Consider the following 13,005-nt stretch of genomic DNA (forward strand, 5'->3'; position numbering starts at 1 on the left):
GTGGGCGCCATCGGCGGCCTTGGTATCCGGGCCGACCTCCTCGACGTGGCCCAGGTCCGCTCACATCAGTGGAACACCGGCACGGGCCGGGGGAGGCCGACCGGCCGCCCCCGGCCCGAGCCGTATCCACGGGCCCCCGCCCGTCGGGGCCGCCCATGGCCCGGTGTGCGGTGTTCGGTGTCCGGGCGCAGCGGTGGCGCCGCGGGCATAGCGTGGACGTACGGACGCGGATGTTCCGGGTCGCGGAACCGCCCGGCGGCTCCGCGGCTCCCCGTACGCCGGCCCCGTACGCCGGCCCCGTACACCGGTCCCGGACGCGGAGTACCCGTGGACGCCGGACCGGGCGCCCGGGACCACCCCGGGCCCAACCACAGCAGGAGAGGCAACGAAGTGCAGCTGGTAGTCGCCCGGATCGGCCGTGCCCACGGCATCCGGGGCGAGGTCACCGTCGATGTACGGACCGACGAGCCCGAGCTGCGGCTCGGCCCCGGAGCCGTACTCACCACCGACCCGGCGGGAATCGGCCCGCTGACGGTCGACACCGGCCGGGTGCACAGCGGTCGGCTGCTGCTGCGGTTCGCGGGCGTGACCGACCGCAACGGCGCCGAGGCCCTCCGCAACACCCTGCTGATCGCCGACGTCGACCCGGAAGAGACCCCCGACGACCCGGACGAGTACTACGACCACCAGCTCGTCGACCTCGACGTCGTCCTCGCCGACGGCACCCCCGTCGGCCGGATCACCGAGATCAGCCATCTGCCGTCGCAGGACCTGTTCATCGTGGAGCGACCCGACGGCGACGAGGTGATGATCCCGTTCGTCGAGGAGATCGTGGTCTCCGTCGACCTCGGTGAGCAGCGGATCGTCGTCGCACCGCCGCCCGGGCTCCTCGACGACCGGGCGGAGATCGCCTCCGCGCGGGACGCCGAAGGCTCCGGCGAAGATGCCGACGGCTCTGATGCCGCCGATGCCTCCGGTTCCGCAGAGTCCGGTGACGCCTCCGGTCCCGGCCCGAAGGGCGGGGCGTGATGCGTCTCGACGTCGTCACGATCTTCCCCGAGTATCTGGAACCGCTGAACGTCTCCCTCGTCGGCAAGGCCCGCACCCGCGGCCGGCTCGATGTCCACGTCCACGACCTGCGCGGATGGACGTACGACCGGCACAACACGGTCGACGACACCCCCTACGGCGGCGGCCCCGGCATGGTCATGAAGACCGAGCCCTGGGGCGAGGCCCTCGACTCCGCCCTCGCCGACGGATACGAGGCCGGGGCCCATGACCCCGTCCTCGTCGTCCCCACCCCCAGCGGTCGCCCCTTCACCCAGGAGACGGCCGTCGCCCTCTCCCGGCAGCCGTGGCTGATCTTCACCCCGGCACGTTACGAGGGCATCGACCGCCGGGTCATGGACGAGTACGCCACCCGGATGCCCGTCCACGAGGTCTCCATCGGCGACTACGTCCTCGCGGGCGGCGAGGCCGCCGTCCTGGTGATCACCGAGGCCGTCGCCCGGCTCCTCCCCGGAGTCCTGGGCAACGCCGAGTCCCACCGGGACGACTCCTTCGCGCCCGGCGCGATGGAGAACCTCCTCGAAGGACCCGTGTACACCAAGCCGCCGAGCTGGCGGGGGCGTACCGTCCCCGACGTCCTCACCGGCGGTCACCACGGCAAGGTCGCGCGCTGGCGCCGCGACGAGGCGCTGCGCCGCACCGCGGCCCACCGGCCCGATCTGCTGGAGCGCTGCGACGCCGCCGCCTTCGACCGCAAGGACCGGGAGACCCTCTCCGTGCTGGGCTGGGAACCGGAGCCCGAAGGCCGATTTTGGCGCAGGCCCCGGGCCGTGGAAGAATAGGCCGCTGCCGTACGTCCGGCGCGCGCCCCTGCCACAGGGGGACACGACGCCCGCTCCGACGCCGACGGCCACCCGAACTCCATCTCTCCCGTCGATGACCTGTGGCATCGCCGAAGAAAGCAGACGAACATGTCGCACGTGCTCGACGCCCTCAACTCCGCGTCCCTGCGGACCGACGTCCCCGCGTTCCGTCCCGGTGACACCGTGAACGTCCACGTTCGCGTCATCGAGGGCAACCGCTCCCGCATCCAGCAGTTCAAGGGCGTCGTCATCCGCCGCCAGGGCGCCGGTGTCAGCGAGACCTTCACGGTCCGCAAGGTCTCCTTCTCCGTCGGTGTCGAGCGGACCTTCCCGGTGCACAGCCCGATCTTCGAGAAGATCGAGCTGGTCACCCGTGGCGACGTCCGCCGCGCGAAGCTGTACTACCTCCGTGAGCTGCGCGGCAAGGCCGCGAAGATCAAGGAGAAGCGCGACAACTGAGCCTTCGGACCTGCGGCCCCTCAGCGGCCGCGGGACCCGGGCTCATGTCCCGTACGGGTCCGAAGCGGGGCCGGATAGGCTCGTCCGCGATGGACACCGAGAACGTACGCACGGAGCGCGACCGCTCATCCCACCCCGGCAGCGGGGACTCCGCCGAGACGGCGGGGCCCGGCACGGCCGGGGACGGGGACGAGGGGTCGCGCTCCGCGCGTTTTCCGGGGTTCCGGCGGGTATCCGTCCTTTCGGGCCCTTCGGGGGTCTCCTGGCGCCGGGCGGTCGTGCTGGCCGTGGTCTGTCTGGGGGTGGTCCTGCTGGTCAGCCGGTTTGTGGTGCAGCCGTTCCACATCCCCAGCGACTCCATGCGGCCCACCCTGCGGCCCGGTGACCGGGTGCTGGTCAACAAGCTTGCGTACGGCTCCGGCGACGTACCGGAACGCGGCGATCTGATCGTCTTCGACGGGTCGGGCTCCTTCGTCCGGGAGGACACGGCGGGGAATGCCGTCCAGGAGACCGTCCGGGGCGTCTTCGCGGCCGTGGGGCTCGCGGAGTCCCCGGCGACCGACTTCGTCAAGCGGGTCGTCGGGGTGGGCGGCGACCGGGTGGTCTGCTGCGACCGGAACGGCCGGATCACGGTGAACGGGGCGGCGGTCGACGAGGACTATCTGTATCCCGGTGACGCGCCGTCGGACGTGGCCTTCGACATCATCGTCCCGCCGGGCGGGCTCTGGGTGATGGGCGACCACCGGAGCGACTCGCGTGACTCCCGGGACTATCTGGGCGCCCCGGGCGGTGGCATGGTCCCGGTGGAGAACGTGATCGGGCGGGCCGACTGGATCGGCTGGCCCGCGGGGCGATGGGGGGCCCTGGGGCGTACGGACGCCTTCGAGCGGGTGCCGGACGCGCCGGAGGGATCCGCTCCGGACGCCCCGGACCGGCCGCTGCCGGGCGTTTCGTCCGCGCCGGTATCAGCCCGGGTGCCGGGTGGGGACGCCCCTTCGGCCGCCCGGGACGCGGTGGGCTCCGGTGGGGGCGCTGCTTCCGCGGCCCCGGACACGGCGGGCGGGGCCGGCGGACGGCCGCATGGGTAGGCGGGGGCGGCCCGCCGGACAGCGTTCGGACGTCCCGCCGCCCACCGGGACCCGGCCGGTGGAAGGGGGACGGGGCGAGTACGGTGCCTCTTCCACGGCTTCGGTCGGTGCTCCGGCTTGGGACGGTGCTCCGGTCCCGGGCGGTGTCCCGGGCGGTGTTCCGGGCGATGTTCCAGTCCCGGACGGCGTCCCGGTTGCGGCCGGCGGGCGGGCCGAACGGCGTCGGCTGGCCCGCAAGGTGCGGCGCAAGCGGCGCAGGTCGGCGTTGACGGAGATCCCACTGCTGATCACCGTGGCGCTGTTGATAGCTCTGGTGCTCAAGACATTTCTGGTGCAGGCGTTCGTCATTCCCTCCGGTTCGATGGAGCAGACGATCCGGATTGACGACCGGGTCCTGGTGGACAAGCTCACCCCCTGGTTCGGCGCCGAACCGGAACGGGGCGACGTGGTCGTCTTCAAGGACCCCGGCGGCTGGCTCGTGGGGGAGGCCGCACTCCCCGAGGCGGACGACCCGGTCGTCGTCAAGCAGATCAAACAGGGGCTGACCTTTATCGGACTGCTCCCGTCGGAGGGCGAGCAGGACCTGATCAAGCGGGTCGTCGCGGTCGGCGGGGACACGGTCGTGTGCTGCGACAAGGACGGCCGGGTGAGCGTCAACGGCGTCCCGCTGATCGAGTCGTACGTCCACCCGGGAAATGTGCCCTCGACCCAGTCCTTCGAGGTCAGGGTGCCTCCGGGGCGGCTGTTCGTGATGGGGGACCACCGGGCGAACTCGGCGGACTCCCGGGCCCACCTCGGCGAGCCGGAACAGGGCACCATCGCGGTGGACGAGGTCGTCGGACGGGCGGTCGTGATCGCCTGGCCGGTGCGTCACTGGGGCAAACTCGACGGGCGGGAGACGTACGCCTCCGTACCGAACGCAAGTGCGAATGGTGACGTCGCGGCCGACCGGTCGCATACCCTGTCGTCCCAGGACCACAAAGGAATGGTCCTCCTCCCGAGCCCTGCGGAACTCTCGCTCGTTATGGGAGTGATGGGTCTGCTCGTCCTGCGGAGGTTTCCGGGGTGGACGGGCGGACGGTTCACACAGACTGAGGAGTTGATGTGCGGGACGTGGCGGTCGACGCACAGTCCGGACACGAGCAGCCGGAGGACGGGCCCGAGGGGCGCGACGGGGCCGTGGGTACCGCGGGTGCCGTGGGTGCCGCGAGTTCCCCTGGGGCTGCCGCGGCGGCCGCGCCCGCCGTGGCGTCACCGTCCCTCAGGGACGCCGCGTCGCCGGTGGCCTCGTCCCCCGCGGCGGCGTCCGTGAAGGACGGTGACGGGGAGCGCGGCGATCTGCCGGACGGTCCCGGCGCCGTCGGCGGTCCCGGTGCGCCGCGCGGCGGCCAGGGGGCCGGGGGCAGCGGCGGATCCGGTGGTTCCGGTCCGGGTGGTCCCGCGGGGGGCCACGAGTCCTCGCCCGGCGCCGCGCCGGACGACGAAGACGACGAGGGGCGCGACAAGCCCCAGCGGTCCTTCTGGAAGGAACTGCCGATCCTGATCGGTATCGCCCTGGTGCTGGCGCTGCTGATCAAGACGTTCCTGGTGCAGGCGTTCTCCATCCCGTCGGACTCGATGCAGAACACCCTGCAGCGCGGCGACCGGGTGCTGGTGGACAAGCTGACCCCGTGGTTCGGCTCCGAGCCCGAACGCGGCGAGGTCGTCGTCTTCCACGACCCGGGCGGCTGGCTGGAGGGCGAGCCCACACCCGAGCCCAACGCGGTCCAGAAGTTCCTCAGCTTCATCGGCCTGATGCCGTCCGCCGAGGAGAAGGACCTGATCAAGCGCACCATCGCGATCGGCGGCGACACGATCGAGTGCAAGAAGGGCGGCCCGGTCAAGGTCAACGGCAAGGTGCTCGACGAGCCGTACATCTTCCCCGGTGACACCCCCTGCGACGACCAGCCCTTCGGCCCGCTGACGGTCCCGGACGGCAAGATCTGGGTCATGGGCGACCACCGCTCCAACTCCCGTGACTCCCGGTACCACACCGAGGACGTCAACGGCGGATTCGTCCCCGTCGACAAGGTCGTCGGGCGGGCCGTGGTCATCGCCTGGCCCCTGAACCGCTGGGCGACCCTGCCCGTTCCTTCGACGTACGACCAGCCCGGCATCGGGAACAAGGCCGCCGCGCTGGTGACCTCGTCGGCGCCGCTCGCCATGGGCGCGCTCGGAGCCGTACCACTGGTGCTGTGGCGCAGGCGTCGGCTGATCGCCCGCGACACCGCCCGGCAGACCACCGTCCGGGAGACGGCGGCGGCCGCGGGCAGGACTCCCGAGCTGCCATGACGGGCCCGCGAGGGCATACCGCCCGGTAGGGTGCCGTCCCGGGGCGCGGACGCGCGGGACCACCGCGCGTCCGGGAGACCTCCTGGAGCGGGGGAGCGCTGGGATGGGAACAGCAGGGACGGGCGACGAACGATCGAACGGCGGCCGCGGTCGCCTCGGCACGAGACTGTCGGGGCTGACCGTGGCCGTCGGCTGTGTGCTCTTCCTGGGGAGCTTCGTCTGGGGCGCCCTGGTGTACCGGCCCTATCTCGTCCCGACGGACTCGATGACCCCGTCCGTACGGGTGGGCGACCGGGTCCTCGCCGAACGGATCGACGGCGACGACGTACGCCGCGGCGACATCGTGGTCTTCCGGCTCGCCGCCTGGGGCGACACCCCCATTGTGAAACGGGTGGTCGGCGTCGGCGGCGACACGGTCGCCTGCTGCGGGGAGAACGGACGGCTGACGGTCAACGGCACCCCGGTCGACGAACCGTATCTGAGCACGAGCGGACAGGCCTCGCCCACGACCTTCAGCTCGACCGTCCCCGACGGCCAGCTCTTTCTGCTCGGCGACGAGCGGGACGGCTCCCTCGACTCCCGGAAGCACCTCCAGGACGCCGCCAACGGATCCGTACCGCGATCGGCCGTGGAAGCCCGGCTGGACGCCGTGGTGTGGCCGCTGAGCGGGGCCTTCCTGGAGCGCCCCGAAGGCTTCGCCGAGCTGCCGGGCGGGATCTCGGCGATGGGGCCGGTCAAGCCGATCCTGTGGAGCATGGCGGCCGGGGCGCTGCTGGTCTTCGGCGGCGGACTGTACGAGCCGGTACGGCGGGCGGTCGTCCGGCGGCGCGGACGGCGGGCGGAGGTGGCGACCGGTGCCGGGTGATCCGGACGGCCGGGGTGGTGGCGTAGGTGGCACGGGCGGCACGGGTGGCGTCGGTGGCACGGACGGTGCCGACGGCATGGATGACACCGGTGGCGCGGATGGTGCCGGTGGTGCCGGTGTCACGGGTGGCGCCCACGGTTTTGCCGGGGGCGCGCTGCGGAAGGTCGCCCGGGTCGTTCTGCTCGACCCCCGGGACCGCATCCTCCTCGTCCACGGTTGCCAGCCGGGGGACCCCGCCGACGACTGGTGGTTCACCCCCGGTGGCGGACTGGAGCGCGACGAGACCCGGGCGGAAGCCGCCCTGCGCGAGCTCGCCGAGGAGACCGGGATCACGGACGTCCGGCTCGGTCCCGTCGTCTGGCGGCGGCTCTGCTCCTTCCCCTTCGACGGACGCCGGTGGAATCAGGACGAGTGGTACTACCTGGCCCGTACCGAACAGACCGCGACCGGTCCGCGCGCCCTGACCGAGCTGGAACTGCGCAGCGTCACCGGCTTGAGATGGTGGACCTCCGCCGAACTGTCCGCGACGCGTGAGACGGTGTACCCGACCAGGCTCGCCGAGTTGCTGCGCACGCTGCTCGACGAGGGTCCCCCGCAGACGCCGATCGTCCTCGACCCCGAAATCGCCTAGGGGCGGGAGTGGCCGGCACACAATAGGGGGGACGCACGGCTGAAGGGGAACATGCCATGAGCGCCGAGGACCTCGAAAAGTACGAGACCGAGATGGAGCTGAAGCTCTACCGGGAGTACCGGGACGTCGTCGGACTGTTCAAATACGTGATCGAGACCGAGCGCCGCTTCTACCTCACCAACGACTACGAGATGCAGGTGCACTCGGTGCAGGGGGAAGTCTTCTTCGAGGTCTCCATGGCGGACGCCTGGGTGTGGGACATGTACCGCCCGGCCCGCTTCGTCAAACAGGTACGGGTCCTCACCTTCAAGGACGTGAACATCGAGGAGCTGAACAAGAGCGATCTCGAACTGCCCGGCAGCTGATCCGGGGCGCGGGCCGGGCCGCGTCGCCGCCGGCCGGTCCTCGTGGTCTTCGGCGATTCCCGCGGTGATTTCCGGATTCCCCGTGTTGGCCTGCGGGCTCACGACCTGCGGACGGGCGGCCCTCCTGCCCGTCGGCCGCCTCCATCGCTCGAACGGGTGATGGAGTTCTCCACAAGCGACCGGTTGTCCACCAAGATCCACAGAGGGGGAGCGGTCGCGTCACTCTCGGCACCAGGAGGTGGTGCCGAGATGAACGCGACCGAGGCACTGGGACACTACGGCGAAGAGCTCGCCGCACGACTGCTCACCGAGACCGGGATGACCGTCCTCGCCAGAAACTGGCGCTACGGGCGGGCCGGGGAGATCGACATCGTCGCCCGCGACGGGGACACCGTCGTGGTGTGCGAGGTCAAGACCCGCAGGGCCGGACCCTTCGAGCACCCCATGGCGGCGATCACGCCCGCCAAGGCCGCCCGGCTGCGGCACCTCGCCGAAGGCTGGCTGGAACGGCACGGCGGACCACCACCGGGCGGCGTCCGTATCGACCTCGTCGGCGTGCTGCTGCCCCGGCGCGGAGCACCCGTCGTGGAGCACGCCCGGGGGGTGGCCTGATGGGATTCGCCCGCACCTGCTCCGTCGCTCTCGTCGGTGTCGAAGGCGTCGTCGTGGAAGTCCAGGCCGACCTCGAACCCGGTCTCGCGGCCTTCGCCCTCGTCGGACTCCCCGACAAGAGCCTCACCGAGAGCCGCGACCGCGTCAGGGCCGCCGTCGTCAACTCGGGCGCCGAGTGGCCCCAGCGGAAGCTGACCGTCGGACTCAGCCCGGCGTCCGTGCCCAAGGGCGGCAGCGGATTCGACCTCGCCGTCGCCTGCGCCGTCCTCGGCGCGGCCGAACGCGTCGACCCCCAGGCCATCGCCGACCTCGTCCTCATCGGAGAACTCGGACTCGACGGCCGGGTCCGACCGGTCCGCGGAGTCCTCCCCGCCGTCCTCGCCGCCGCCGAAGCCGGCTACCGCCAGGTCATCGTCCCCGAACAGACCGCCGGGGAAGCGGCCCTCGTCCCCGGGGTGTCCGTCCTCGGCATCCGCAGCCTGCGACAACTGATCTCCGTACTGAACGACGAACCCGTCCCCGTGGAAGAGCCCGTCACCGACGGCCCCGACCCGATACTCGCCGGACTCATGGTCCCCGGCGCGGGCATCGGCACCGGATTCTCCTCCGGCCCCGCCGACCACCCCGACCTCGCCGATGTCGCGGGACAGCGCGCGGCCCGCACCGCCCTGGAGGTCTCCGCCGCGGGCGGACACCACCTCCTGCTCTCCGGACCGCCCGGCGCGGGGAAGACCATGCTCGCCGAACGCCTCACCGGCATCCTCCCGCCGCTCACCCGGCAGGAATCCCTGGAAGTCACCGCGGTCCACTCCGTCGCGGGGATCCTGCCGGCCGGCCAGCCACTCGTCCGCACCGCGCCCTACTGCGCCCCGCACCACTCGGCGACCATGCCCGCCCTCGTCGGCGGCGGCAACGGACTGCCCCGGCCCGGCGCCGTCTCCCTCGCCCACCGCGGCATCCTCTTCTTGGACGAAGCGCCCGAATTCCCGGTCAAAGTCCTCGACGCGCTTCGCCAGCCACTGGAATCCGGCTATATCGTCGTCGCCCGCAGCGGCGGAGTCGTCCGGCTCCCCGCCCGCTTCCTGATGATCCTCGCCGCCAACCCCTGCCCCTGCGGCCGACACAGCACCGACGGCACCGGCTGCGAATGCCCGCCGGCCATCATCCGCCGCTACCAGTCCCGGCTCTCGGGACCCCTCCTCGACCGGGTGGACCTCCGGGTCCGCGTCGAACCCGTCAACCGCGCCGACCTGATCGGACAAGGCGGCCGGGGCGAACCAAGCGCCACCGTCGCCGACCGCGTCCGGCAGGCCCGCGAACGCGCCGCCCACCGGCTCCGGGACACCCCCTGGACCATGAACAACGAAGTCCCCGGCCATGAACTGCGCACCCGCTGGCCCCTCGCCCCCGGCGCGCTGTCCGCACCCGAACGCGATCTGGAACGCGGCCTCCTCACCGCCCGCGGACTCGACCGCGTACTCCGCGTCGCCTGGACCGTCGCCGACCTCACCGGCCGGGACCGGCCACAGCCCGAGGACGTGGCCCTCGCCCTCGAACTGCGCACCGGAGTACCCCGCGGCGCCGCCCTCCCCACCGGAGGCGGCGCACCATGACCACAGAACCCCCGCCCGGCCAGGACCCGGAAGCCCCACCAGGCCGGGACCCGGAAGCCGCACACCGTCCCGTCCCGGAAACCGGTCGCCGGGACGAAGCGGAACGCCTCGCCCGCGCCGTACTCACCCGCGTCGTCGAACCCGGCGACCCCCTTGCCGGACGCTGGCTCGCCGACTACGGCGCCGTCGCACTCCTCCACCGGATCACCGCCCCCGACGACCCCGCCACCCGCGCCGAACCGCCCCTGCCCGGCGCCACACCCCGCAGACTCGTCGGCTACCGCGCCCGGGCCGCCACCGCGGACCCGCACCACGACCTGGCCGCCATCGCCGCCATCGGCGGCCGGTTCATCTGCCCCGGCGACCCCGAATGGCCCACCCAACTGGACGACCTCGGCCCCACCCGGCCCATCGGCCTCTGGGCCCGCGGAACACCCCACCTCAGAACCTGGGCCCTGCGCTCCGTCGCCCTCGTCGGCGCCCGGGCCTGCACCCCGTACGGCACCCATGTCGCCGGAACCCTCGCCGCCGAACTCGCCCACCGCGGCTGGGTCGTGATCTCCGGAGCCGCCTTCGGCATCGACGGCGCCGCCCACCGGGGCGCCCTCGCCGCCGGCGGCGCCACGGTCGCCGTACTGGCCTGCGGAGTGGACGTCGCCTACCCGCCCGGACACACCGAACTGATCCACCGCATCGCCGAACAAGGCCTCGTCGTCGCCGAACTGGCCCCCGGCGACCATCCGACCCGCAGCCGATTCGTCCTCAGGAACCGGGTCATCGCCGCCCTCACCCGCGGCACCGTCGTCATCGAGGCCGCGTACCGCAGCGGCTCACTCGTCACCGCCCGCCGCGCGCGGGAACTGGGACGCCACATCATGGGCGTCCCGGGCCCCACCACCAGCACCCTCTCGGCCGGAGTCCATGAACTGCTGCGCGGCGACGGCACGCTCGTCACCGACGCCGACGACATCGTCGAACTCGTCGGAACCATCGGCGAACTGGCCCCCGCCCGGCGCGGGCCCGTCCACCCGAGAGACCTGCTGACCCCCCGCAACACCCGCATCCTCGAAGCGCTCCCCGCCCGGGGCGCCGCCCGCCCGGCCGACCTGGCCCGCACGGCGGGGACCGGCACCGACGACACCCTCACCGGACTGTACGAACTCCACGCGCTGGGGTTCGTCGAACGCGGCGGGGAGGGCTGGCAATTGACCCGAGGGACGTCTCGCGAGTCGAACACGCGGCGAGGCGGTTCGTGATCCGGGGCATTCGGGTGAAAAGGTGATGGGAACGACCATTGCGGTGCCGTCCACCGCACCCGGGGACCGGCGTACGCCGTCGCAACGCCGGTACACCGGGCAGGGGGCGACTGATCCTCCGCGCGCGGTCGCCCACCCCGCCTTCGCCCACCGCGACCATTCAGTCACGCTACGCTCACCACCTCCGGACCTCCGGCTTCGGCATCCACTCCCCGACACCCCCCGTCACCACTCACCGGACCCCCCGCTCGCACCCCCCGCTCCCCCCTCTCCCCCGTACCGAGGCTCCCCTCAACAGCAGAACGGCTCAAGGCAACGCATGCCCCAGCACACCCCAGGGTCTGATCGCGCGCCAGTGCCCCCCGCTGCCCGTGGCACCGCACGACCCCCCGCCCCCTCATCGGTCGAGGAGTTGTGGCAGTCGTACAAGGCCACCGGGGACGAGCGGCTGCGCGAGCAACTGATCCTCCACTACTCGCCCCTGGTGAAATATGTGGCGGGCCGGGTCAGCGTCGGGCTGCCGTCCAATGTCGAACAGGCGGACTTCGTCTCCTCCGGGATCTTCGGACTCATCGACGCCATCGAGAAGTTCGACATCGAGCGGTCCATCAAGTTCGAGACCTACGCGATCACCCGCATCCGCGGCGCGATGATCGACGAACTCCGCGCCCTCGACTGGATCCCCCGCTCGGTCCGCCAGAAGGCCCGCGCCGTCGAACGCGCCTACGCCACCCTCGAAGCCCAACTGCGCCGCACCCCCACCGAGGGGGAAGTCGCCTCCGAGATGGGAGTCGGCATCGACGAACTCCACGCGGTTTTCAGCCAGTTGTCGCTGGCGAACGTCGTCGCCCTCGAAGAACTCCTGCACGTCGGCGGGGAGGGCGGCGACCGCCTCAGCCTGATGGACACCCTTGAGGACACCGCGGCCGACAACCCCGTCGAAGTCGCCGAGGACCGCGAACTGCGACGGCTGCTCGCCCGTGCCATCAACACCCTCCCCGACCGGGAGAAGACCGTCGTCACCCTCTACTACTACGAGGGCCTCACCCTCGCCGAGATCGGCCAGGTACTCGGCGTCACCGAGAGCAGAGTCAGTCAGATCCACACAAAATCCGTGCTCCAGCTCCGGGCCAAGCTCGCCGACGTAGGGCGCTGACCCCCTGAAACACCCCGCCCCCTTGCGCGGCATCCGTAAAGTGGGAACGTGCCCAGGATTCGAGCGGCCTCCGTGGCCGAGCACCGGACCATGCAGCGCGACGCCCTGCTCGACGCCGCGCGCTCCTTGCTGTCCGAAGGCGGCACGGAAGCGCTGACCTTCCCCGCCCTCGCCGAGCGCACCGGCCTCGCCCGGTCGTCCGTCTACGAGTACTTCCGCTCCCGCGCCGCCGTCGTCGAGGAACTGTGCGCCGTGGACTTCCCCGTCTGGGCGGCGGAAGTCGAGGCCGTCATGGAACTGGCCGACACCGCCGAAGGCAAGGTCGAGGCGTATGTGCGCCGCCAGCTCGACCTGGTCGGCGACCGCCGGCACCGGGCCGTCGTCGCCATCTCCGCCGGAGAGCTGGACGACCGCGCCCGGGAGAAGATCCGCGCCGCCCACGGCGGACTGATCGCCATGATCGTCGAAGCCCTCGCCGAACTCGGCCACGACCAGCCCCGGCTCGCCGCGATGCTGCTCCAGGGCGTGGTCGACGCCGCGGTACGCCGGATCGAACTCGGCGCCGCCGAGGACCCCGCGGTCATCGCGGACGCGGCGGTCTCCCTCGCCCTCAACGGCGTCCGCGCCTGACTCTCCGGGGGCCCTCCCCCCCCCCCCCCCACCCCCACCCCCCCCCCCCCCCCCCGTTACAGGCCCGGGCGCCGCAGGATCGTCCGGCGGGCGGGCCCCACGACGCGGGGGGGCCGGGGGGGGTCGGG

At 72.3% G+C, this 13,005-nt stretch carries 12 protein-coding genes and 2 pseudogenes; all 14 read left to right on the forward strand.

From position 1 onward, the window contains the following. Positions 1-390 precede the first annotated feature (390 nt). The 14 genes and pseudogenes from rimM to ACFXG1_RS27480 all read left to right on the forward strand — a co-directional run bounded on the left by rimM (position 391) and on the right by ACFXG1_RS27480 (position 12,877). Positions 391-1,029, forward strand: a complete 639-nt coding sequence (gene rimM / locus ACFXG1_RS27415) for a ribosome maturation factor RimM (RefSeq protein ID WP_384744988.1) — start codon at positions 391-393, stop codon at positions 1,027-1,029. Continuing rightward, entirely contained in the window at positions 1,029-1,850 is an 822-nt protein-coding gene (trmD, locus tag ACFXG1_RS27420; RefSeq protein WP_384722070.1) for a tRNA (guanosine(37)-N1)-methyltransferase TrmD, read from the forward strand. Before rimM ends, trmD begins: the two co-directional genes overlap by 1 nt. A 129-nt stretch (positions 1,851-1,979) precedes the next feature. Further along, the gene (gene rplS / locus ACFXG1_RS27425; RefSeq protein WP_384722067.1) at positions 1,980-2,330 is read left to right on the forward strand and encodes a 50S ribosomal protein L19; all 351 of its coding nucleotides are present in this window, start codon (positions 1,980-1,982) and stop codon (positions 2,328-2,330) included. A gap of 89 nt (positions 2,331-2,419) precedes the next feature. Then, positions 2,420-3,244: pseudogene (lepB, locus tag ACFXG1_RS27430) on the forward strand (signal peptidase I); the annotation flags it as partial. Positions 3,245-3,410: 166 nt separating this feature from the next. Continuing rightward, positions 3,411-4,611 (forward strand): annotated as a pseudogene (lepB, locus tag ACFXG1_RS27435) (signal peptidase I); the annotation flags it as partial. An 88-nt stretch (positions 4,612-4,699) separates the two neighbouring features. Beyond that, positions 4,700-5,749: a signal peptidase I gene (lepB, locus tag ACFXG1_RS27440; protein WP_384719634.1), complete on the forward strand. Its 1,050-nt coding sequence runs from the start codon at positions 4,700-4,702 to the stop codon at positions 5,747-5,749. 103 nt (positions 5,750-5,852) lie between these two features. Continuing rightward, positions 5,853-6,614, forward strand: coding sequence for a signal peptidase I (lepB, locus tag ACFXG1_RS27445; protein ID WP_384719636.1), 762 nt, complete (start codon positions 5,853-5,855; stop codon positions 6,612-6,614). A 76-nt stretch (positions 6,615-6,690) separates the two neighbouring features. Beyond that, complete coding sequence (locus tag ACFXG1_RS27450) at positions 6,691-7,245, forward strand: NUDIX hydrolase (protein ID WP_384719638.1); 555 nt, start codon at positions 6,691-6,693, stop codon at positions 7,243-7,245. A 56-nt stretch (positions 7,246-7,301) separates the two neighbouring features. After that, complete coding sequence (locus ACFXG1_RS27455) at positions 7,302-7,610, forward strand: DUF2469 domain-containing protein (protein ID WP_005311352.1); 309 nt, start codon at positions 7,302-7,304, stop codon at positions 7,608-7,610. Between the two features lie 249 nt (positions 7,611-7,859). Next, entirely contained in the window at positions 7,860-8,222 is a 363-nt protein-coding gene (locus ACFXG1_RS27460) for a YraN family protein (RefSeq protein ID WP_384744991.1), read from the forward strand. After that, on the forward strand, positions 8,222-9,835 hold the full coding sequence (locus ACFXG1_RS27465) for a YifB family Mg chelatase-like AAA ATPase (RefSeq protein WP_384716564.1): 1,614 nt from the start codon (positions 8,222-8,224) through the stop codon (positions 9,833-9,835). The genes ACFXG1_RS27460 and ACFXG1_RS27465 overlap by 1 nt, the downstream gene beginning before the upstream one ends. Continuing rightward, positions 9,832-11,091 (forward strand): DNA-processing protein DprA, encoded by a 1,260-nt coding sequence (gene dprA / locus ACFXG1_RS27470; protein WP_384716561.1) that lies wholly within the window; start codon positions 9,832-9,834, stop codon positions 11,089-11,091. The genes ACFXG1_RS27465 and dprA overlap by 4 nt, the downstream gene beginning before the upstream one ends. A 319-nt stretch (positions 11,092-11,410) precedes the next feature. Continuing rightward, positions 11,411-12,247: an RNA polymerase sigma factor WhiG gene (gene whiG, locus ACFXG1_RS27475; RefSeq protein ID WP_358825158.1), complete on the forward strand. Its 837-nt coding sequence runs from the start codon at positions 11,411-11,413 to the stop codon at positions 12,245-12,247. Between the two features lie 72 nt (positions 12,248-12,319). Beyond that, positions 12,320-12,877, forward strand: coding sequence for a TetR/AcrR family transcriptional regulator (locus ACFXG1_RS27480; RefSeq protein ID WP_384716573.1), 558 nt, complete (start codon positions 12,320-12,322; stop codon positions 12,875-12,877). Positions 12,878-13,005 lie beyond the last annotated feature (128 nt).

The sequence above is a fragment of the Streptomyces sp. NPDC059248 genome, assembly GCF_042753905.1.
Taxonomy (GTDB): domain Bacteria; phylum Actinomycetota; class Actinomycetes; order Streptomycetales; family Streptomycetaceae; genus Streptomyces.

Excerpts from the sequence above, each read along its gene's own strand:
- trmD (WP_384722070.1), top strand. The coding sequence starts at position 1,029 with ATGCGTCTCGACGTCGTCACGATCTTCCCCGAGTATCTGGAACCGCTG.
- rplS (WP_384722067.1), top strand. The coding sequence starts at position 1,980 with ATGTCGCACGTGCTCGACGCCCTCAACTCCGCGTCCCTGCGGACCGAC.
- lepB (WP_384719636.1), top strand. The coding sequence starts at position 5,853 with ATGGGAACAGCAGGGACGGGCGACGAACGATCGAACGGCGGCCGCGGT.
- ACFXG1_RS27450 (WP_384719638.1), top strand. The coding sequence starts at position 6,691 with ATGGATGACACCGGTGGCGCGGATGGTGCCGGTGGTGCCGGTGTCACG.
- ACFXG1_RS27455 (WP_005311352.1), top strand. The coding sequence starts at position 7,302 with ATGAGCGCCGAGGACCTCGAAAAGTACGAGACCGAGATGGAGCTGAAG.
- ACFXG1_RS27460 (WP_384744991.1), top strand. The coding sequence starts at position 7,860 with ATGAACGCGACCGAGGCACTGGGACACTACGGCGAAGAGCTCGCCGCA.
- ACFXG1_RS27465 (WP_384716564.1), top strand. The coding sequence starts at position 8,222 with ATGGGATTCGCCCGCACCTGCTCCGTCGCTCTCGTCGGTGTCGAAGGC.
- dprA (WP_384716561.1), top strand. The coding sequence starts at position 9,832 with ATGACCACAGAACCCCCGCCCGGCCAGGACCCGGAAGCCCCACCAGGC.
- whiG (WP_358825158.1), top strand. The coding sequence starts at position 11,411 with ATGCCCCAGCACACCCCAGGGTCTGATCGCGCGCCAGTGCCCCCCGCT.